Here is a 21,667-nt window from a genome sequence, read left to right on the forward strand (position 1 = left end):
GCAGGCTGGCGACGAGAGCGTCACTGCCGGATCACCGGCACCCCTTGCGATGTTCTTCGCGAGCCGGACGGCGGCCGAACGACTGCAGAGCGATAGTCAAACCTCCTGACCTTGCAGGTTTTCCGCTTCCTTGCTGCGCTCCGCCGCGGTCGTGGGCATGACGACCGCGGTACCTTCCACCACGATGAGCCCGTTCACTTCGCATCGGGTTTCCAGCACGACGCGCCGCCGGTTCGCGACGATCTCCTTGACGGTCACGGTCGCACAAACCGTTTCGCCGAGCTTCACCGGGCGCCGGAATTGCAGATCCTGCGACAGATAGATCGAGCCGGGGCCGGGCAGGCGCGTGGCAATGGCTGCCGATATCACGGACGCCGACAACATGCCGTGCGCGATACGGCCGCCGAATCGTGTGCGACTTGCGTAGGCCTCGTCGAGGTGCACGGGATTCCGGTCGCCGGAGGCGCTCGCGAACAGGAAGATGTCGCGCTCGGATAACGTCTTCGTGAAGCTCGCGCTCATGCCGGGTATCAAGTCTTCGAGATCGTATCCACCTTCGTCGTTCATCGTCTGCTCCTGTGTCGTTCGTACTGCGTGGCGTTGACGGGCATCGCGCGCCGTCATCTGTCATGCCGCCGCGTTCTCCTGTGTTGAAGCAGCGTGCAAATCTGTCGATGCGAACAACCGGTTTGCCTCTGCCAGTGCGGATTGTGTAGCGAGCACGCCCGCGTATGGCAGTGCGCCGGTGATTGCGTCGACGATCTCGTGCCGCGACGCACCGAGCAAGCGCGCGTCGCGTATATGCATGACGAGCGCTTCGGTATCCGCATTTCGAGCCAGGCAGGTCAGACAGGCGATGGCCGTCAGGTGCCGCGCCTTCGCGTGTTCGACCGAGTCGATGCTCGAGGTCGACACACCTGGCTCATCGAGGTGCCGAGCGAGTTCGGGCGAAATGTCGGTGGCGCATAGCGGCGCTCCGTGCGCAGATCGATCGCGTTCCGGCGTTGCTTGTATCGGGGAGACGTTCGCCTGCTCCGCGGCGCCGAATACGTCGAGCGCAATGCGCGATACGGGAAGCACGAGTGGCCAGCCGATATAGCCGGTGAGCTGAATCAGTACTTCGGTCAGTTCGCGACGCGTCCAGCCGACATTCAGGCAAGCATTCAAGTGCTGCCGAACGGCCGCGTGCTGGTTTTCGAGCGCGATGACGATCGCAAGCGTTGCGAGTCCGCGCTCCTTGGGTGTCAGTGCATCGAGATGTTGTTGCCGCAGCTGACGCGTGCATGCGATCGCCGATTCGTAGGGTTCGAACGGGTTCGCGGCATGACCGGTATCGATGCCACGCTCGCGTAGCACCGTCACGACGTGTCGTACGCCGGCCATGGCCACCGGCACCCCCACGTACTCGAGCGTCTGCAGGACCGTGGCGAGCACGGCGTCCGGCGTCCAGCCCGTATTCAACATACCGGCTGCATGGTACTTGAGCGTGGAATCGGCATTGCCCATCGTCGTCAGGACCGCGACGGTCACGAGTTCGCGATGCTTCAGCGAGAGATTGGGCCGGGCGATGATATCCGCATAAGCGCCCTCGATCAGCAATCGCCTGACGTCGGGGTCGAGCGCATCAAGCGCTGCGCTGAGGTCCGTGAAACCCTGGCTGCCGATTGCATGAATGACGGACATACCAAGTTCATGCCTGGATATCGTTTTTGCGTGCATGGTGCACCAGATTGGCTAATTGCCGAAAATGTTGATGTTTCCGATGATATTCGTCCGCCCGGGAAGTAATTCTGAACTTTTATGAACTGTCATGGATGGACGTTTTTTGACGTTTAGAATCCAGTCCAATACGAGAAGGCGAACGTTTTCATCCGAGCCGAATGAATCGTTCGAAAGCGGCAGGGGATCGGTCATATCAACGTAACCGGGAGAGCGCAATGCTGAAGCTTCAAGACAAGGTGGCCCTCGTCACGGGCGGGAATTCGGGCATTGGCCGGACCACGGCGCTGTTGTTTGCACGGGAAGGCGCCCGCGTCGCGATTGCATCGCGCCGTATCGAGGAAGGCCTGGCCGTCGTCGAGGAAATTCGTCGCGCCGGCGGCGACGCCATGTTCGTGAAGACCGATGTTTCCAAGGCCGAGGATTGCGCAAATGCGGTGGCGCAGGCCGTAAAAAAATTCGGCAGGCTGGATATCGCATTCAATAACGCAGGCGTTGAAGCGTTCGGCAATGCCGTGGCCGACACCGACGAGGCGACTTGGGATTTTGTCGTGGACATCAATCTGAAAGGGGTGTTCCTTGCGATGAAATATGAAATTCCGGAAATGCTTAAAACAGGTGGCGGATCGATCGTCAATATGTCATCGACCTATGGCCTGGTGGCATCGGCATTCGGAGGCTGCGCGTATCACGCTTCGAAGGCAGGCATTCTCGGATTGACTAAAGCGGCCGCGCTTGAATACGCGAAGCAGAAGATCCGCGTCAATGCGATTTGTCCGGCATTCGTCGCAACGGCGATGGTCGAAAAATTCCTCGACGAAACCCATATGACCGACCAGATCAAGAGCTTTCATCCGCTCGGCCGCCTGGGTACCGAAGAGGAGATCGCGCAGGCCGTCGTGTTCCTCGCGAGCGATGCGTCGTCGTTCATGACAGGCACCGCGCTTTCCGTGGACGGCGGCATGACCGCGGCTTGACGCGCACGTCGTCTTCACGCATGTCGTAGCGCCAGCGCTACGTTCGATCAATCAGATTTCGTACGGGTATAAATATGGATTCCGAACTGATGGAAGTAGTGGAGAAAACGGAGAACGGGCAACCGGAACTGTTCGAGATCGGTTGTGCCATTCCGTTGGGCGTCGTGCCGAGAACGATGCATGCGTGGACGATTCGCCGGGAGAACCACGGCGAGCCGCAGCACGCATTCACGAAGGAAATCGTCGACGTGCCGACGCTCGGCCCGAACGACGTGCTGATTCTCGTCATGGCTGCCGGCGTCAACTACAACGGCGTGTGGGCCGCCCTCGGCCAGCCGTTTTCCGTGCTCGACCTGCATGACGATCCCTATCACATCACGGGCTCGGACGCGGCCGGCATCGTGTGGGCCGTCGGCGCGAACGTGAAGAAATGGAAGGTGGGCGACGAGGTGGTCGCGCATTGCTCGCAGGTCGATGGCGACGACGAGGAATGCAACGGCGGCGATCCGATGCTGTCTCCATCACAGCGCATCTGGGGCTACGAAACCTCCCACGGTTCGTTCGCACAGTTCGCACGCGTACAGGCCACGCAGCTGATGCCGCGGCCGAAGCACCTCACGTGGGCCGCAAGCGCCTGCTACACGCTCACGCTCGCCACCGCGTATCGGATGCTGTTCGGCCACAAGCCCCATGTGCTTTCGCCGGGACAATCGGTGCTCGTATGGGGGGCGGCGGGCGGCTTGGGAACGATGGCGATTCAGCTTGCGGCGCTGGCCGGCGCCCGTCCGGTCGCCGTGGTCTCCGACGATTCGAAGGCTGAATTCGTCAAGCGCCTTGGCGCGGTGGGCGTGATCAACCGCTCGCATTTTTCATGCTGGGGCGCGCCGCCACCTGTCGATGCAACGGATGAATACGCGGCCTATGTCGACGCCGTGAAGAAGTTCGGAAAGTCGATCTGGGATGCACTCGGCGAACGGCGCGATGTCGACATGGTATTCGAACACCCGGGCCGCAACACGTTCGCGCCGTCCTGCTACGTCGTGAAGCGCGGCGGCATGGTCGTCTTCTGCGCCGCGACGAGCGGCTACGACCTGACCTGCGATGCGCGCTACGTCTGGATGCGGCAAAAGCGTATCCAGGGCAGCCACTTCGCGAGTCTCAAGGAAGCCGCGCAGGCAAACCGGCTCGTGATGAGCGGCAAGATCGATCCGTGCCTGTCGGAAGTGTTTCCGTGGAACCGCCTGCCGGACGCGCACGCGAAGATTCGCGCGAATCAGCACCTGCCGGGCAACATGGCCGTGCTGGTGCAGGCCAGCAGTCGCGACGATCTCGACGCGGCGCGTCGCCACTAGCCATGAAGCATTCTTCTTGTAGCGAGAACGGTATGGACAGGTCAAATACACACGCGGAACGGATCGCCATCATCGGCATGTCGTGCCGCTTTCCGGGTGGCGCGTCCTGTGCGTCGAGCTATTGGGCGCTTCTGAATTCCGGGCGTACGGCGATTCGGGAAACCCCGCGCGAGCGGTTCGATATCGACGCGTTCTACTCGCCGGATCCCGCTGAACCCGGCACCACCTATTCACGCGTGGCCGGCTACGTCGAGGATCCGTTCTTCTTCGACCGCGGGCTGTTCCGTACCTCGGCGGCCGAGGCGATCGAGATGGATCCGCAGCAGCGCTGGATGCTCGAACTGGCCTGGGAAGCGCTCGAGAACGCGGGGTTTGCGCCCGGTCAATTGCGCGGCAAGAACGTCGGCGTCTTCATGACGACCGGCGAAGCCGATTATGGCCGGCGTACCGTGTGGTCTGGCGATCCCGAAAAAATAACCACCTATTCGAAGCTCGGCAACCTGCGCGCGATGGCGCCCGGGCGCGTCGCGCACATACTGGGCTTGAGCGGGCCGGCGATCTTCGTCGACACGACCTGCTCGTCGTCGCTTGTCGCGATCCATCTTGCCGCACAGAGCCTTCAGGCCGGCGAGTGCGACGTGGCGATCGCCGGCGGTGTGAACCTGATCCTCGGGCCGGAGGAAACGATCGGCGTCGCGCGGCTTCAGGCGATGTCCGTGTCCGGTCAGTGTCGCCCGTTCGACGCGAACGCCGACGGCTACATTCGCGGCGAAGGCGGCGGCGCGCTCGTCATGAAGCGGCTTGGCGACGCACGCTCGCACGGCGATCGTATCGACGCGGTGCTGGTCGGTTCCGCCGTCAACAGCGACGGCGCGAGCAATGGCCTCACCGCGCCCAACGGCGCGGCGCAGGAAGCCGTGATTCGTCGCGCGATGGCACGGGCGGGCGTCCGCCCGGAAGCGGTCGCCTACGTGGAAGCGCATGGCACGGGTACGGCACTGGGAGACCCGATCGAGCTCTCCGCGCTGCGCAACGTATATGCGCGCGCCGTCACGCGCGACAAGCCGATTCTCGTCGGCTCCGTGAAGTCCCAACTGGGACATCTGGAAGGCGCCGCGGGCATGGCGGGTTTCATCAAGGCGATGCTGGTTCTGCGTCATCGCCATGTGCCGGCACAGGTGAATTTCGCGACGCCGAATCCGCGCTTTCACTGGGAAGGCGCGCAGCTCGAGATTCCGCGTGACGGCATGCCGCTGGGCGATGGCAATGCGTTCGTCGGCGTGAGTGGTTTCGGCATCACCGGCACCAACGTCCATATGATTCTTGCCGAGCCGGACCCGGTGCCGGATGCCGTCGCGCAGGTCGCTCGCGAACGCGTGCTGACGCTCTCGGGACGCTCGCCGCAAGCGCGCCAGCGTGCCGCCTCTGCATGGCGCGCGTGGCTCGCGGAAACCCACGCGCCGATGCGCGATGCGTGCCACACGGCCAGCGTGCGGCGTGATCATTTCGATCATCGCGTCGCGCTGGTCGGTACGACGAAGGCGGATTTCGTTGCCGCGCTCGATGCCTTTCTCGCCGCGGACCCGACGGGACACTGGCATGCGGGCGAGCACCCGCGAAAGTCGCGTCTCGCGTTTCTCATACCCGGTCAAGGGGCATGGCAGCCCGGTGTCGGGCGAAATCTCTACGACGAAAACGGCCTGTTCCGCAAACACGCGGATGCGTGCCTGGGCCAGCTCGATGCGGATACGGCACGCGAGGTTCTCGATGCGATCGTCGGCCGGACCGTCGAAGCGGTGCGTCATCATCCGGGGCAACTCGCGCATTTCGTCGTTTGCTATGCGCTGGCGCGTATGTGGATGGATCTGGGTGTGCAGCCCGATCTGCTGATCGGGCATTCGCTGGGTGAGCATGTGGCCGCCGTGATCGGCGGCGTGATGTCGCTCGCCGAGGGCCTGAAGGCCGTCGACGCGCGTGGCCGCCTTTTCGATACGGCGACGCCGGCGGGCGCGATGCTCGCGGTCGCCGCGAGCGTGAATGAACTCGCCGCACGCTTCGAGTTCGGCACGGGTTTGTTCGTGGCAGGCATCAACGGGCCGGAGCAAACCGTCGTGAGCGGCACGCAGGCGGCGATCACGCAGGTCCAGGACGCGATGGTCGCGGCCGGCAAGCGCGTCTCGTTGCTCAAGACCTACGGCACGCCGGGCCATTCGCCGATGTTGCGTTCGATGCGCGACGCGTTCCGGCAGGCGCTCGAACCGCTGACGCTGGCGGCGCCCGCGATCCCGATCGTCTCCACACTTACGGGCGCGTTCGCGACAGAGGCGATCGCGAGTGTCGAGCATTGGCTGGATCTCGTTGAGCAGCCGGTGCGCTTTCATGAAGCGTTGCTCGCGGCGTTCGACGGCAAGACGATCTTCGTCGAAGTGGGGCCCGGCGCGGCGCTGTCGAAGCTCGCGCGCGCGGCCGCGGGCGGCGACTGGCAATGTGCGGTCTCCTCGCTTGCCGATGGGCCGGACGGCGATGAAGAAACGGAGTCGACCGGCTTCGCGCATGCATGCGCACGCCTCTACGGCATCGGGCAGAAGATCGCGTGGCGCAAGCTCTACGGCAACGCGCCGCGGCCCGCCGAAGCGCCGGGCTATCCGTTCGACCGCGATCGCTTCGAATTGCCGTTCCCGAGCCATGTGCTTGCTCCTTCCGGGCACGGCGGCGCGCAGCATCGGCGCGACATCGCCTCGGGCGAGGTATCCCGGCAACCGGTTTCGCCCGTGGCGGACATCGGCACGGAGACAGCGAGCGCCACCGCCCACGCTGACGTCGAGCAGGTGCTCGCGATACTCCGCACCATCGCGGCGGCAGTCACGCCGGATAGCGTCACGCTGGCCGACGATCTTTCACTCGTCAGTCAGGGCCTCGATTCGTTGGCGTTGACGGAATTGCGCGTGCGCCTGCATCAGCACTTCGGCAGGATGCCGCCGATCTCCATGCTCGCACGCGGTGCGTCGCTGTCGACGCTGGCCCGGTGGTTCGGCGCGTCGCCCGGCAAGACACCGATTCAGGAAACCGTACCGAGCGACGGGCAGCAAGCCCCCGATGCACGGGGCGACGACGGGCTGGTCGTCACGCTGCGCAATGGCACCGGGCCGCTGGTCGCACTCGTGCATCCGGTCGGCGGCAACGTGCTCTGTTATCAGGATCTGGCCGATGTCTGGCCGGGCGATCCGACCATCGTCGCGATTCGCCATCCGTACGCGGACCAGGACCGCCCGCCGACATATCTGTCGATCGCGCAATTGGCGTCGCGCTATCGCGCGGCGTTGCTTGCAGCACATGGCACGCTGCCCGATGTGCTCGGCGGCTGGTCGTTCGGTGGCATCGTCGCGCACGAAATGGCGGCGCAGTGGGAAGCGGAGGGCATGACCGCGCCGCCGCTGGTGATCGTCGACAGTCCGCTCCATGAAGGCGCATTCGCGACGCGGCTGCGCGCGCTTGCCGGCGATTTCGTCACGGAGGACGCCACGCAGGTCGTCGAATCGTGGCTCACCGACCCGCGCTTCGACGCGATGCTCGATCACGACTTCTACCTGGCCGACGTGCGGCGCCGCGCGCATCCCGCCACGTTCGCCCACATCTCGCGGCTGCACGCCGTGAGCGCGGTGGCGCTCGCGCGTCACCGGCCGCAACAGGTGCGCGCGCGGATCGACTACGCGCTCGCCGATCGTAATGCGGGCGGCATGTCCGGTACGCAGGTGACGCAGTATCTGCGGCGGCTCACGGGCGGCAGCGTCGCGGTGAGCGTGTTCGACGACGATCACAACTCCATCGTGCGTGAACCCTCTGCGCGCCGCGTCGCGGCTTTCCTCGGCGGCAGTCCGGACACCACGCGTGTCGGGGTTGAGCCGCATGCGCAGGTGACGACCGCATAGGCTGGCGTGTTTCGATTCAACCGTACGACGCACGGCGCTTCGTGCCGTGCCTTTCTTCGTCAATCCGACTTCAGGAAATCAATGCCATGAGCGACCAACTTCAAGCCGCAACGTTGAACGGTTCCGCGGTGACCGCCCAGACCATTCTCGGCTGGATCCAGGAATGGGCCGAAGCGAACAATCTGCAGGTGCCGACCGATCTCGAGCAGACCTTCGCCGACGCCGGCTTCGATTCCATGCATTCCGTGGAGCTCGCGTTCTTTCTCGAAGAGCGGCTCAAGATCAAGATCGACGATACGGTGCTCTACGATTACCCGACGTTCATCGCGTTGGCGGAGCATCTCGTGTCGCTCACTCCCAGGGACACAGCCGCTGATACGGAAACGGGCGAAGGGGCAAGCGCAGGAAACTGGTAACTCGCGTGCGCCGGTTCAGTGCCTGTCGGGCGCCGGCGCGCCTCATCGATCTTCACCGGAGTACGGAAGATGGCGGAAATTTCTCGCTCGGGAAACTGGACCTCGCGCGTCGTCGGCTGCGGCTCGGCACTGCCCGAGCGGCGTGTGACGAATCATGACATCGCCCGCATGGTCGATACCACGGACGAATGGATCACGCAGCGCACCGGCATCAAGGAGCGCCGTATCGCGGCGGACGGCGAGCACACGTCCGATCTCGCGATCGGCGCGGCCACCGCCGCGCTGAAGCAAGCCGGCATCAGCGGCGCCGATGTCGATCTGATCGTGCTCGCCACCTGCACGCCCGATCGCACGATGCCCGCGACGGCCGTGCGCGTCCAGGAGGCAATCGGCATGCAGGGCGGCGTGGCGTTCGACGTGCAGGCCGTCTGCTCGGGCTTCGTATTCGCGCTTTCGGTCGCGGACAACATGATCCGGCTGGGTCAGGCCCGCACCGCGATCGTGATCGGAGCGGAAACGATGTCGCGCATCGTGGACTGGCAGGATCGCAATACCTGCGTGCTGTTCGGCGACGGCGCCGGAGCGGTGGTGCTGCGCGGTGAGCGAGCCGACGGTGACAAGCCGCGCGGTGTCCTGTCCACGCACTTGCATTCCGACGGCCGGCATCACGACAAGATTCATACGGACGGCGGCGTCTCATCGACGCAAAGCGCGGGGAAGATGCATCTGGAAGGGCGCGAGGTGTTCCTGCATGCCGTGGTCAATCTCGCCGAGGCTTCGCAGGAAGCGCTCGCGTCACACGGCCTGACCCAGGACGATCTCGACTGGGTCGTGCCGCATCAGGCGAACCAGCGCATCGTGCAGACGCTCGGCGTGAAGTTGAACCTGCCGATGGAGAAAGTCGTGCTTACTGTCGGCAAACACGGCAACACGTCGGCGGCGTCGATTCCGCTCGCGCTCAGCGAAGCGGTGTCCGATGGACGCATCAAGGAGAACGATCTCGTTCTGATGCCGGCGATGGGATCGGGCTTTACGTGGGGATCGGCATTGATCCGCTGGTAGGGCGCTGAACGTACGTGACAGTGACAAATGTTCACTTTGCGTACTGGAGGCGCTGTTCTATGCTGGCCGCACTTCGCATGCAACGCGCGCTATGCCGGGCGAAGCGGACACCTCGGCTCCGGTGCCTGTCTAGGGATGCGTTCTGCGCTGGCTGTCCGCGATGAAGGCTTCGATATCGGCCTCGCAAAGCGGCTCGCCGAGGTAGAAGCCCTGACCTTCGACGCCGGGCAACGCGCACGCCCATTCGAACTGTTCCGCGGTCTCGATGCCCGTCATCACGATCTGCTTGCCATGGCCTTTTGCAAGCTGCACCAGCGTTTCGACGACGCGCATGGATTCGCTGTTCTGCACCACATCACGGATCAACGACCGATCGAACTTGACGATGTCCACCGGCAATTGTTGCAGCAGCGTCAGCGAGTTGAAGCCGGCGCCGAAGTCGTCGAGCGCAACCCGCACGCCGACAGCCTGCACCGCATGAATGGCTTCCACCAGCCAATCGAGCTCGGCGGGAGGAACGACATCGGTCAATTCGATCTGGAATCGGTTCGGATCGAGGTCGAGCGATTCGAGCAGCGCGGACAGTTGACCGGGAAAGTCCGCATGCCCCAATTCCAGCGAGGACAAGTTGATGGAGAGCGACAACGTGTCATATCCGGGCGCCATCCACCGCGCGAGCATGCGCGTCGCCCGGTGGGTGAGCAGATCCGTGAATCGACCGGCCAGGAACGAATCCTCGACCACGCTGATGAACGAGGCCGGTTCCAGGACGCCGCGCTGCGGATGTCGCCAGCGGATCAGGTATTCGAAGCCGCACAGGCGGAATTCCTGCAACGCGAATTTGGGTTGGAGCAGGAAAAAGAACTCATCCTCGTGAAGCCCCCGTTCGGCGTCGTCGAGTGGATGGTTCGTCAATAAGGTAGGTTTCATGAATATTCCGGAATGCCGGATCGGGAGGTCTGCTGCTTTTTCGATCACTCGATTCTATGGACACGATCCCGAATTTTCAACTTCGAAAAACAAACAAATGTAAATTTGTTTTGCGGTGCTGAATGTTTGGGGTGGATCGGCGTCGGGCGTCTGATTTCGAGCGGGGTATGGGTTCGATAATTGCCTTGCGGCCTTGCGATGGAGGGCATGAAAACGATTCAACGTCGAGTCGAACATGTGACCTTTGTTTTTTGAGATGGCGACGGGTGATGAATTTCAGGGGCGTGCGGGGGCGTGGCGGGTGGTTGAATGATTGAATCTGGCGGGTGTCGTCAATATGAATTTTCAATACGATATTCACCTTCAATTTTGAATTTATATCGTGTATAATTATTGTAATTATTTGCGATTTTATATATGTGTTTTGATGGCTATTAAGCTCAGCGGGTTGGGGGTGTGATGGCCGAATTGTCGTGGATATGTGGTTGCATAAAACTATAATTTATTAGAATGGGTGTTGCATAAGTTATTGGTAATTGTTCGGGGAAGATCTCGGAATTTGATGGCGTCATTTCGAGTGTCGTTTAGTGCGATATCGTGAAGCATCATCGAATTGACATGGTTGGAAGAATTTTTTCATCGAGATTGCGCCGCTCGTGCTACAAGCGCGAGGACTTGGCGGAGGATCCCCGCTTCGATCTTGCAGGAGAGTGGGTATGCATGACGTTCACACTGATGCTCGTGTGTCTGGTGTTGACGACGACCCATCTGCTGCATCGCGTCGACCGCGCCTTTTTCGATCTTGCGTCGCAATCTGCCCATGACAGTGCAGGCAAATCACTGATCGTCATCGTGGTCGATGCTCGTACGATCGAGCAGCTGGGTGGCTGGCCGTTCAGTCGCGAAACGCGCGAGCGGATGATGAACCGGCTCGCCGACAGCGGCGTCGCCGCGATCGGTATCGACCTGACGAGCTTGCGTGACGCAAGCCGCGGCCGCGCCGTCGACAAGGCTACCGACAAGGCAGCCGCCGAGACGACTGGCCGAGACAACGGGCGAACGGCCTCTGGAACTCCCGCGGCCGGCGCCCATGGCCGCAGGAGTGCCTGTGCCGGAGCCGCCTCGCTTCAATGCCATCCGCCCTATGAACTCTATTCGTATATCAATGTGCTGGACGGCCGCGTGCCGTCCGGTAGCCTGAGTGGCCGACCCGTCCTGATTCGAGCGTCGATCGACGCGGCGGCCACGTGGCCGGCCGCATCCCTGGACGGCGGGTTGCCGCTGGCGAGCGTTGCAGCGGCAGGAAGTGCGAGCGAAGCACCGATCAAGACTTCGGTCCCGCGCGAAATCGATTTTGCAATCGAACTGCTGTTCAACGAGTGGGTCGTGTGCATGGCCTGCGCATTGCTCTATCGGCTGACGCCGCGCGCCGGCATGGTTGCCTCCTTCGGCCTGACGATCGCGATCGCGGCGGGCGCTTTCGCGCTGTTCCGGTTTGGCGGCCGCATTCTGCCGCCGTCCACCGGCATGCTCATCTGCGTGCTCGCCTGTGTGCTGTGGTCGTGGCGACGTCTGGAAGCGCTGTTGCGCTTCATCGTCCGGCTCGCGGATCGATTGACGACCGAGCCTTCGCTGCACGCGGAGCCCGCCGTCGTCCCGCATTGCATGGATCCGGTCTCGCGAGAACTGAGCAGGGCAGGCGCACTGGACGCGCAGGTGCGAAGGTATCGCGCGCTGATCGACGCATGGGTCGACAGCCTTCCGGAAGCGACACTGATCGCGTCGGCATCGGGCGTCGTTTTGCTGGCGAACGAGCGGGTTGCCGCCTTGTGCGGGGATCTCGACGCGAATTCGGTGTCGCGCCATTCGCCGGCCGGGCGCTCGGTCTCCGATGTGTTGTTTCAGATCACGGCGTCGCATCGGGCCAATGAATTCGCCGCACAGGCGCTGACATGGCTCAATCACTCGCCGCACGGCGACGATCTGTCGGCGCAGACGAAATCGCAGCTTGACCAGGGCGTCGAGATTGCCAATGCGCGCGGCGGACTCTCGCTGCTGATCAAGTGCGCGCCGATCCGGCCGTCCGCCTTCGGCGAGCGTGCACTGGTGTTCCATGTGGCGGACGTGTCGTCCGTACGGCTCGCCGAGCGGCAGCGCGACATGGTCCTGCGTTTCCTGTCGCATGACATGCGGTCTCCGCAGGCGTCGATCCTCGCGCTTGCTTCGCAGATAAAGCGCGATCCGTCGCGGTACACGCCGCAACGGTTCGCCGAACTGATTTCGCAGTATGCGACGCGGGCGCTCAACCTGTCCGACGATTTTCTGTTTCTGGCCAAGGCTGAAAGCCTGCCGCCGAAGCTCGCCGCAGTGGACCCTGCGCTGGTGCTGGGCGATGCGGTCGACGATCTGCTGCCGCAGGCGAGTGCGAAGTCCACGATCGTCAACCTGATGGCAGAGCCGGGGCTGAGCACGATCGCCGACGTGCAACTGCTGCGCCGGGCGTTCGTCAATCTGATCGGCAATGCGATCAAGTTTGGCCGCGAAGCCTCCACGGTCGACGTGGAGCTGTCCGCCACGGAACGGCATGTGAAGATCGCCGTGACCGATTACGGGGCGGGCATATCGGAGCGGGACCAGGAAAAGCTGTTTCGGGAATTCACGCAGCTGGACGGCACCTCGCCATTGTCCGGGCATGGCCTCGGTCTGGCATTCGTCAAGACGGTCGTGGATTCACTCGGCGGCAAGCTTCAGGTGCGATCGACGCTCGGAGAAGGGACGACCTTCCTGATGTTCCTGTCGAGGCACGATCACGACGCGGCGCTGGGAAACTGACCGCGGTGCCGAGCGGATGACGATGTGATGCGGCCCGCCGAGCGGGGCCCGCGCTACACGCCGGAAACGACTTGAATCCGGCGCGCTTCGGCTGCACCGTTCTGCTTCGCCGGCGTTGCGAGTTCGAATTCGAGCACCGTGTTTCTCGACGGCAAACGATGGAGTATCGAGGCATCCTGAACACTGCTGCTTCTGAAATAGGCCGGACTGGTCTCGGCGGCCGCGAGCAGCGGCGTATCGGGCAACGAAGGCCAGAACGCGATGAAGCCATACCCGTCGTCCGGCTCGAAACGGTTGCACACGCCACGCACGCGCGAACCCACTTGACCCCATGCGGGCAGGCCGGGGGCCGAATCTCGAACCGGCAGAAGGCCGGGGACGAGATAGCCGCTGATGAACTGATCGGCGGCTTCCCGCAACTCGAGGGGGACGTTATCGAAACCCAGGACTTCGACCCGACAACCTTTTTTCTGCAGGGCGCGGACGACTTCGACGAAGTCTCCGTCGCTGGTCGCGATCAGGACGGTATCCAGCCGGTCCGATTCCGATAGCGCGTCGATCGCCATCCCGAGATCCGAATTGGATTTGACGGTCTCCGTTCCGTCTTCGTCCGCGTAGTGCCTGAGCGGCTTGATCGTGACGCGAAATCCCTTGTCTCGCAGCGCCGCCTGGTTGCCCTTGATGCGTGCGTCGTAGTCGGGCGAACGCGCGGCGCGGCGCTCGTCGAAGCTCAGATACGCATGCAGTCGCTGGATCGTGGCTCCGGCACGGCCGGCGAGCGAGCGCAATACCTCGTACCGCATCGTGTGGCCGCCGTTCGCGTCCATGCTGCTTCCGTCCACATAAACCCCGACCCTTCTCATCATCGTCATCCGGAGGTGCGCTATCCCTTCCAACCGTCGGCTCGGCCGGTCGCGCCATGCACGCCCCGCGGGCGAAGCGTGCGTGGCGCGACCGGCTCGCCACGTTTCAGTTGCGGCCGCTTACGCTGATCGACACCCGGCGATCGGGCTGCAGGCATGCGATCACGGCGCGGCTGCGACCCTCCGGGCAATGCGTGACCGGCCGACTCGATCCCACGCCTTCCGCTTCGATGATGCTGCCGTTCAGCCCGTGCGAGATCAGATAACCGCGCACGGTTTGCGCACGCGCTCGCGACAATGGCTCGTTCACCGTGCTCGGGCCGATACGATCCGTGTGTCCGACGACGACGATGCGCGTGATCTCCTTATGCCGCTTGATCCGCTCGATGGCGTCGTCGAGCTGCGCCTTGCCGGCCGGCAGCATCGAATCGAGGCTCGATTTCCCGAATGCGAACAGCGCGTCGCTCTGAAGCGTGAATTGCTCGAGCGTCGACACCGGCGGCTCGGCCGCGGCCACCGGCGCGGCCGACGGCGTACGTACGAAGTCGGCGCAGGCGGGTTCGCGCCAGTAGGTATCGGTGACCTTCATGTGCTGGTCGTAGCGCACCTGATACTGGCAGCTGACGACCTCATTGCCGCGACGGAAATCGAACAGATAGTTCCACACATGGCTGCCGACGAACCACTCGTTGAAATGCGGCGGCCCGAGAAGGTCGTACATCTGATCCTTGTTCAGACCTGGCCCGACGTTACGAAGATTGTCCACGTTCACGAACGTGCCGCCCTTCGGGCTGGCCGACTGCGGATCCGGGAATTTGGGCGGACCGCTGACGGCACAGCCTTCGAGGGTTGCAACGGAAAGCAGGCTGATAGACAGCGCAAGTGCCCATTGGATTTTCATGATCTGTTTCTCTCATCGTATTGGGAGCAGCGCATCCGACAGCCGTGCAACGCGCGATGGAGGCGTTGCACGGCCGCGGACGAGCCCGGTTGGATATCGGGTTCTCGCGATCACCACTGATAGCCCGCACCGATCACGGCACCGTAGTCGTTGCGCGTATTTGTCGTGATGGCGGCCTTGTAGATCCAGTGGTTGTTTTCCGAGATCGTGGAGATGCCGACGGCCTGTCCGGACTGGCTTCGATAGACGCTGCCGGCGATGGCGACCATGCTCTTGCCCGGCCCGGAAGGCTGGGGCAGCCCCGCGACGGCCATTGCACTGGCGGCTCCCGCATCCGCGTCTCGCCGCAGGCCTTGAATCTTCGCGTCGGTGTACGCGTTCGCGTTGCCGACCGCGGCATTCAACTGCTGGACGTTGACGCCATCGGTGGGCGCGGTGCCTGCCGCGACGTTCGTGAGCTGCCGCGGCGAGTTGGCCGTACCGATCGACACGACGTTGTTTCGTCCGCCGTCGTTGCTGCCCGCACCGATCGCCACCGAGCCGTTGCCCGACGACGTCGAGCCTGCACCGATCGTGGTCGAGCCGGTGCCCGACGCGGTCGAGCCGTTGCCGACCGCGGTACTGTTCGAACCGGACGCGACCGCGCCGTTGCCGCCGGCCGACGAGTTCGAGCCGGTCGACGCAGGGGGCGTCGAAGAGCCCGGCGTCGACGGGAAACCGCCGTTGCCGTTGGTATTGCTGATGTTCTGGATCAGCGTCGTCAGGTTCTGGTTGACTGCGTCGAGCTGGCTGACGTTGACCGCATCGGTGCCGGCGGACCCGGCGGCGACACCGGTGATCTTGCGGTTACCGATGTTGACCTCGCCGGCCGACGATTGCGGGCTGCTCAGGCCGTACGCAATGTAGTTCGACTGCGCGCCGACCGTCGTGACCGATCCGGCGCCGATCGCGATGCTGTTCGCGACGTTCGCACTGGCGCCGGAACCCAGCGCGAGGGCGTCGGCGGCGCTGCTGTTCGCGCCGGAGCCGATCGCGATGCCGCCCGACGAAGTCGCGACGGCATTGGCGCCTTGCGCGATCGATTGAGGCCCGGTCGCATTCGCGCCGCTGCCCAGTGCGATCGCATCGGCCTGACCCGAATTCGCCGCCTGACCGATCGCTACCCCGCCAGGCGCCGTCTGCTGGACGATCGCGCCATTGCCGATCCCCACGCCGTTGTCGCCGTTGACGACGGTCGTCGGCCCCACCGCGATCGACTCCGCGCCCACGGCGAGCGAATCGGCCGCGGTCGAATTGGCATGGAAGTACATCGTCGGCGTCACGGCGAACGATTGCAGCGCGCCGGTCAACTGCCTGACCGTCACCGCGTCGTGCGCGTCCGTGCCGTCGGCGACATTGATGAGCTGCCGGTAGGTGTTCCCCGAAGCACTGCCGAACGACACCGCGCCGAGCAGCGTCGCGTCGGACGTGTTGAACGGCACCGTGTGGCTGCCGGCCGGGATGGTACCGCTTCCCGCCGCGATGGCGCGATCCGACGCGGAGCCCGAGCCGATCGCTACACCGCCGACGATCGAAGCGGTCGTCTGCGCGCCGAGCGCCATGCCGTTTGCGGCGGTCGATTGCGCGCCGACGCCGGCTGCGAAGCTGTCAGCCGCGCTGGCGACTGCCTGAGGGCCGACGGCAATGCTGTCCGTGCCCGTTGCCTGGCTGTCGGCCAGCGTCGAGTTTGCATGGAAGTATTTGATCCCCGCGCCGTTGCTGATGTTCGAGATCGCCGTCGTGTTGGCCGTCACCTGCTGGTTGGTCGCGAACAGCTGCGAGCCGTTCACGGCGTCGGTGCTGGCGCCGTTCAACTGGCCGGCGGCGACGTTCTGGATCTGCCGCTCGGCGCCCGGGGCGCCGACGCTCACCACGCCTACGGGTGCTGCACCCGCGAAGTTGTAGGTCACGCCGCCGATCACCGCGCTGGATGTCGGTGTCGCGGCGGTCGTCGTTGCGTTTGCACCGAGTGCCACCGAATTCGCGACCGTAGCCTGCGCGTTGCCGCCGATCGCCACCGCATCGGCGCCGGTCGCCGACGAGTCGGGGGCCGTCGAGTTCGCGTGGAAGTACTTGATGCCCGCGCCGTTGTTGATGTTCGAGATCGCCGTCGTGTTGGCGGTCACCTGCTGGTTGGTCGCGAACAGCTGCGAGCCGTTCACGGCGTCGGTGCTGGCGCCGTTCAACTGGCCGGCGGCGACGTTCTGGATCTGCCGCTCGGCGCCCGGCGCGCCGACGCTCACCACGCCGGCCGGCGCCGTGCCCGCGAAGTTATAGGTCACGCCGCCGATCACCGCGCTGGATGTCGGTGTCGCCGCGGTCGTCGTCGAGCCGGCACCGAGTGCCATGCTGTTGGCGACGCTGGCAATCGCGCCTGAGCCGAGCGCGACGCCGTTGGTCGAGGCGGCCTGCACGACGGCACTGTCGCCGATCGCGACCGCGCCCGCGACATTGGCCTGCGACGCGTTGCCGAGCGCCACGGACCCTTGTCCGGTCGCGACGTTCGTATTGCCCAGCGCGATCGCGCCGTTGCCGTTCGCGGTGTTGTTGGCGCCCATTGCCACCGCGCCGTTGCCGATCGCGGTGTTCGGATCGCCGATCGCCACGGCGCCGTTGCCGTTCGCGGTCTGGCCTTCGCCGAGCGCCACGGCGCCCGTGCCGCCGGCCACTTGCGAGTTGTGACCGCCCGCGATCGAACCGGTGCCCGCGCCCGCGGCAACCGTGCTGGTGTCGCCGAATGCGACGGTCGATGCGGCGAGCGCCTGCGAAGTGGGGCCGACTGCAACGGCCGATGCGCCGGACGCGTTGGACAGGTTACCGATGGCGATCGAACTCGTTCCGCTCGCCGTCGCCTGGCTGCCGAATGCTTGCGCACCGGTATTGCTGGCGAGCGCGTTGAAGCCGATGGAGACCGCCTGGTTGCCCGTCGCCTGGGTGCCGGAACCGGGGACGCCGGCCGTGCCGCCCGGGCCGAGCGCGATCGCGTTGACGCCCGACACGCCGCTATTGACGCCGATCGCGATGCCGGACGCGCCGCTGGCCGAGGCGCCCGATCCCAATGCGAGACCGGCGGCGGCGGTGTTGGTGGTGATCGCATCGAAACCCATCGCGATTGAATAGCCGCCGGCTGCCGTCGACATTGTCGCCAACGCGGTCGAATGGTCACCCGATGCGGTGCTGCCGGCGCCGAGCCCTGTCGCGGAATTGTTCGAGGCTACCGATGAATTGCCTAAGGAAATCGATGAAATGCCGCTGGCGGCTGCGTTCAAGCCGCCGGCTAAAGTGTTGTCGGCGCTCGCTCGGGCACCCGCGCCCAATGCCGTGCTGCCGACGCCGGACGCCGTCGAGAAATCGCCCAATGCGCTGGCGTTTTCGCCGGTCGCGGCTGCCGACGCACCGAGCGCGGAAGCGTTGGTGCCGGTCGCCAGTGCCTGATGTCCTATAGCACTCGCACCAATGCCGCTCGCCGTGGTGTTGCCGCCGATGGCGGTCGAACTGCTGTTGGATGCCGTCGCGGCCTGGCCGAATGCGCTTGCGCCCGTGCTGGCCGCAACGGCGCTGGTTCCGACCGCTGTCGTGGCGGTGTCGGTGGCAGAGGCCAAGCGGCCCACGGCGACGGCATTGGCGCCGGTGGACTGTGAGTTGGGGCCGACCGCCGTCGACATAAGGCCCGACGCAAAAGCAGCGGGACCGATTGCGGCGCTGGTCTGCCCGGACGCAGTCGTGTTCACGCCTATCGCCAGCGCATTCCCGCCCGCAGCCAGCGCGTTTGCCCCCATCGAGATTGCCCCGGCGGCGGACGAATGGGCATTCGTGCCCAGCGCCATCGCGTTCAGTCCCGACGTCGATGCACCGCCACCGATGGCGACGCCCAGCCCGCCGCTTGCGGTTGCGGCCGCTCCACCGGCGCCCGAGATCGCGACATCCCCGGTCCCCGTGGCGCTGCCGTTACCTGCGGCATACTGGGCGTGTGCGATCTGACCGGCGGCACTGAGGCAAACGGGAATCGCAAAGCCGAGAAGAATCCGAATTTTCCGTTGCTGCCCGATCGCGGCATGTTGTTCCGTACGTCGATCGTCGCATACGGCACCCGACGTGCCGGCGCCTCCCTTGCCGCGCGCCTTGCCAAGCTCCGATGCGGCGACGAACGCCCCGCGCGCCTTGCTCCATATGACCTTGTGCACTCTGTTCATCTTGATGCTCCGTATGAAATGAAAACTCTCTCTCAGAGTAAATTTCGTAGTAGTGCGAAGTTGAATTGACAAATGAAAATCAAGTTATCATCGATCTGATCGAGACCTGGATGGCGCCATGTACGTCGGTGATTTGTGCGGCCCTTTTCTTGTGATTGGCGTGGCCGTTCGTCTCGACCGTGATCGATGCTGAGGGGAATGTCATGTCACATCGAATCGGCGACACGCATTGCATGTCGATGGAGCCCGCATTCCCGAATCGATCGCATGACGCGAGTTCCGCGGAAGCGGGCATTTCGCCGGTCGTGGCATGGCCGGGCGGGGTGACATTGAGGGTTGCCGTCGATGACGAAGGGCTATCGTCGCGTTGAAATGAATGTATCTGGCGCAGCCGGGAATAGGGGGCGAGTCGGGCGGCGTGGAGCCCGGTTGCGGTTGCGCGAATGCGGCACGTCGTCGTCGTGGGTCGGCAATATGCGGTGTGGCCGGATGCAGTGTCGACGACGATGAATCGTCTCGGGAGATTTGACATCTCTTAATCTCGATATAGATACGTCACGATTGGCGATATATCGCCGTTACTTTATTAAATTCCCGATGCTCTATATGAATCTGTGTTGAATGGTCCGAACTGGAAACCACTCAATGTCGCGATGCGATAAGCATGGCTACGTCCCGAGATGATCGAGTCGACTCTCGGCGGCGCGGGCCATGTGACGTGTTCGTGAAACGCTCTTTCGGTGGTATTTCTTTGTTATCGCATCGATGGTTGCGTGCTGTATCGAAAATATAAAAATGCTTAATTTAATGAGCCTTGTGATGGCTAGATGTTAGGAGAGTATCGGGGAATTAAAAAGTGAACATTTGTGACCTTTGGCGTAACTTTGGAACTACGACGACACTGATGTGCGGTGGGGAATTTCATCGGCTCGTACACGGGTTGATGAATACAATCTTGCGCGGAAATAACGCGTCGAGAAGAAGGCGGTCGAGTTGCCGGCGAGCCCGGATCAATCGCTGATCGTTTGACAACAAAGGAATCCGAAACATTCGTGGGAAAAGTGCGAGCCGAAGTTGCGTGGAAGAATGCAGGACGTATCGGTCGACGGGGGAGGCGGTCGCTGCCTGACACCAGCGGCGGCAGGCGGCGCGAACTTGGGGGAGCGTGACGTCATTCGTATCCGGCAGTGGTTTGCCCGGATTTGTCGCTGCAGGATCGTATACGCGACGCGGCTCGGGCTAACCGATTCGCTTGCGGGCGCGGTACGGGCGGCGAGCCGTTCGCTCGACGAGAATCGTCGGCGCGCAGGCGACGCGTGTTGCCGGCGACGCCGCCACCGGCATCCAACGAAAACTCACACGCGACTTTCCATCATCACCTCGGCGCTGCAATGCAGCTCGGCTGTCGCCTTGGTCTGATCCAGTCGATAGCCCAACGTATAAATCGCGGACAGGCGCAAACCATTCTCGATGCCGAGCTTCAGCTTTTGCCGGATTCGGTAGATGTGTGTATCGAGCGAACGCGATTCCGTTCCCAGTTCTCGTCCCCACGCCGTCGTTGCGAGCTGCTCGCGAGACATGATCTTGCCGATGTTGTTGAACAGGCACGCAACGAGCTGAAATTCCTTCGTTGTCAATTCGATCGTGCTGCCGCGCAGCTTCACGGCCCGATGCACGGGGTCCAGCAGATACTCGCCGGCCCGAATCGGCTCGTCGCGCTTCACGTTCCGTGCGACGCGGCGCAGCAACGCATTGACCCGCGCAGCCAGTTCTTCCGCGCGGAACGGTTTGCTCAGGTAGTCGTCGGCGCCGGCTTCCAGCGCTCTGACGACATCGAGCTCCTGGACGCGGCTGGTCAGGAACAGAACGCCGTATTCGACGTCGGCGCGCGTACGAATCCAGTTCAGCACTTCGATGCCGGTCAGGCACGGCAAGTGCCAGTCGAGGACGACCGCGTCGACCGACTCGGATCGCAGGTAACGCAGCGCCTGCTCTCCATCGACGACGACCTTGATCGTGTGGCAGAACGGAGCGAGTGCGTTCTGCACTTCCTCCGCCTGAACGGGATCGTCCTCCACAACCAAAATGCGCATTCGTGCCCCCGAATATCGTGGTTGGCCTTCTCGATTTGACATGGCAAAACATGGCTTTGCGAACACGCAAACGTTTGCCTTTTGATGCGTGCGGAACAAACGGTTAGGGAATATAAATCATCGCCAATGAACGCGATTGTGACATTTTGTGAATTCGTCGTATGAATGTCGAAGCCGGTAAAAAGCGCCGGAACGCGTGCATTTTTCGAGGAATTCTTACTTGCCCGCGCGACGCTTCGCTATCCGGAACGACGGTTTCGGGCCAACGCGACACACGGCTGTCGCAATCGTGCGAACGTTCCCGGCAGGATGCAGCCTTCGTTGGAAAACTGTATGAATATACAGTATAGTATCCGTCGAA

The 21,667-nt window shown here is 63.5% G+C and carries 13 protein-coding genes; 6 read left to right on the top strand and 7 right to left on the bottom strand.

Going from position 1 to position 21,667, the window contains the following annotated elements; all coding sequences use genetic code 11:
- Window positions 1–96: 96 nt before the first annotated feature.
- Together ACVK00_RS25920 and ACVK00_RS25925 are read right to left on the bottom strand one after the other, a co-directional pair.
- Window positions 97–567 (bottom strand): MaoC family dehydratase, encoded by a 471-nt coding sequence (locus ACVK00_RS25920; protein ID WP_284890929.1) that lies wholly within the window; start codon window positions 565–567, stop codon window positions 97–99.
- Window positions 568–627: 60 nt separating this feature from the next.
- Complete coding sequence (locus ACVK00_RS25925; protein WP_354123362.1) at window positions 628–1,683, bottom strand: carboxymuconolactone decarboxylase family protein; 1,056 nt, start codon at window positions 1,681–1,683, stop codon at window positions 628–630.
- Window positions 1,684–1,937: 254 nt separating this feature from the next.
- On the opposite strand from ACVK00_RS25925, the gene ACVK00_RS25930 reads away from it, so the two are divergent.
- The 5 genes from ACVK00_RS25930 to ACVK00_RS25950 all read left to right on the top strand — a co-directional run bounded on the left by ACVK00_RS25930 (window position 1,938) and on the right by ACVK00_RS25950 (window position 9,455).
- Window positions 1,938–2,696 carry an SDR family NAD(P)-dependent oxidoreductase gene (locus tag ACVK00_RS25930; RefSeq protein WP_284890916.1) on the top strand — a complete coding sequence of 253 codons (759 nt, stop codon included), beginning with the start codon at window positions 1,938–1,940 and terminating at the stop codon, window positions 2,694–2,696.
- Window positions 2,697–2,770: 74 nt separating this feature from the next.
- Window positions 2,771–4,048: a crotonyl-CoA carboxylase/reductase gene (gene ccrA, locus ACVK00_RS25935; protein ID WP_284890917.1), complete on the top strand. Its 1,278-nt coding sequence runs from the start codon at window positions 2,771–2,773 to the stop codon at window positions 4,046–4,048.
- Window positions 4,049–4,080: 32 nt separating this feature from the next.
- Entirely contained in the window at window positions 4,081–7,977 is a 3,897-nt protein-coding gene (locus tag ACVK00_RS25940; RefSeq protein ID WP_284890930.1) for a type I polyketide synthase, read from the top strand.
- A gap of 86 nt (window positions 7,978–8,063) precedes the next feature.
- Window positions 8,064–8,393, top strand: coding sequence for an acyl carrier protein (locus ACVK00_RS25945; RefSeq protein ID WP_284890918.1), 330 nt, complete (start codon window positions 8,064–8,066; stop codon window positions 8,391–8,393).
- A 69-nt stretch (window positions 8,394–8,462) separates the two neighbouring features.
- On the top strand, window positions 8,463–9,455 hold the full coding sequence (locus tag ACVK00_RS25950) for a beta-ketoacyl-ACP synthase III (RefSeq protein ID WP_284890919.1): 993 nt from the start codon (window positions 8,463–8,465) through the stop codon (window positions 9,453–9,455).
- 129 nt (window positions 9,456–9,584) lie between these two features.
- On the opposite strand, the gene ACVK00_RS25955 is transcribed toward ACVK00_RS25950, so the two are convergent.
- On the bottom strand, window positions 9,585–10,385 hold the full coding sequence (locus ACVK00_RS25955) for an EAL domain-containing protein (protein WP_284890920.1): 801 nt from the start codon (window positions 10,383–10,385) through the stop codon (window positions 9,585–9,587).
- A gap of 720 nt (window positions 10,386–11,105) precedes the next feature.
- On the opposite strand from ACVK00_RS25955, the gene ACVK00_RS25960 reads away from it, so the two are divergent.
- The gene (locus ACVK00_RS25960) at window positions 11,106–13,217 is read left to right on the top strand and encodes an ATP-binding protein (RefSeq protein ID WP_284890921.1); all 2,112 of its coding nucleotides are present in this window, start codon (window positions 11,106–11,108) and stop codon (window positions 13,215–13,217) included.
- 53 nt (window positions 13,218–13,270) lie between these two features.
- On the opposite strand, the gene ACVK00_RS25965 is transcribed toward ACVK00_RS25960, so the two are convergent.
- The 4 genes from ACVK00_RS25965 to ACVK00_RS25980 form a co-directional block, all read right to left on the bottom strand.
- Window positions 13,271–14,089: a LabA-like NYN domain-containing protein gene (locus ACVK00_RS25965; RefSeq protein WP_456826965.1), complete on the bottom strand. Its 819-nt coding sequence runs from the start codon at window positions 14,087–14,089 to the stop codon at window positions 13,271–13,273.
- A 97-nt stretch (window positions 14,090–14,186) separates the two neighbouring features.
- Window positions 14,187–14,981, bottom strand: a complete 795-nt coding sequence (locus ACVK00_RS25970; RefSeq protein ID WP_284890922.1) for an OmpA family protein — start codon at window positions 14,979–14,981, stop codon at window positions 14,187–14,189.
- Between the two features lie 110 nt (window positions 14,982–15,091).
- Window positions 15,092–19,213: a YadA-like family protein gene (locus ACVK00_RS25975; protein WP_284890923.1), complete on the bottom strand. Its 4,122-nt coding sequence runs from the start codon at window positions 19,211–19,213 to the stop codon at window positions 15,092–15,094.
- A gap of 1,355 nt (window positions 19,214–20,568) precedes the next feature.
- Entirely contained in the window at window positions 20,569–21,306 is a 738-nt protein-coding gene (locus tag ACVK00_RS25980; RefSeq protein ID WP_435521305.1) for a response regulator, read from the bottom strand.
- Window positions 21,307–21,667 lie beyond the last annotated feature (361 nt).

This window comes from Burkholderia sp. PvR073, from assembly GCF_054055695.1.

Coding starts and splice junctions, on each gene's coding strand:
- ACVK00_RS25920 (WP_284890929.1), bottom strand. CDS start 567: ATGAACGACGAAGGTGGATACGATCTCGAAGACTTGATACCCGGCATG.
- ACVK00_RS25925 (WP_354123362.1), bottom strand. CDS start 1,683: ATGTCCGTCATTCATGCAATCGGCAGCCAGGGTTTCACGGACCTCAGC.
- ACVK00_RS25930 (WP_284890916.1), top strand. CDS start 1,938: ATGCTGAAGCTTCAAGACAAGGTGGCCCTCGTCACGGGCGGGAATTCG.
- ccrA (WP_284890917.1), top strand. CDS start 2,771: ATGGATTCCGAACTGATGGAAGTAGTGGAGAAAACGGAGAACGGGCAA.
- ACVK00_RS25940 (WP_284890930.1), top strand. CDS start 4,081: ATGGACAGGTCAAATACACACGCGGAACGGATCGCCATCATCGGCATG.
- ACVK00_RS25945 (WP_284890918.1), top strand. CDS start 8,064: ATGAGCGACCAACTTCAAGCCGCAACGTTGAACGGTTCCGCGGTGACC.
- ACVK00_RS25950 (WP_284890919.1), top strand. CDS start 8,463: ATGGCGGAAATTTCTCGCTCGGGAAACTGGACCTCGCGCGTCGTCGGC.
- ACVK00_RS25955 (WP_284890920.1), bottom strand. CDS start 10,385: ATGAAACCTACCTTATTGACGAACCATCCACTCGACGACGCCGAACGG.
- ACVK00_RS25960 (WP_284890921.1), top strand. CDS start 11,106: ATGACGTTCACACTGATGCTCGTGTGTCTGGTGTTGACGACGACCCAT.
- ACVK00_RS25965 (WP_456826965.1), bottom strand. CDS start 14,089: ATGACGATGATGAGAAGGGTCGGGGTTTATGTGGACGGAAGCAGCATG.
- ACVK00_RS25970 (WP_284890922.1), bottom strand. CDS start 14,981: ATGAAAATCCAATGGGCACTTGCGCTGTCTATCAGCCTGCTTTCCGTT.
- ACVK00_RS25975 (WP_284890923.1), bottom strand. CDS start 19,213: ATGAACAGAGTGCACAAGGTCATATGGAGCAAGGCGCGCGGGGCGTTC.
- ACVK00_RS25980 (WP_435521305.1), bottom strand. CDS start 21,306: ATGCGCATTTTGGTTGTGGAGGACGATCCCGTTCAGGCGGAGGAAGTG.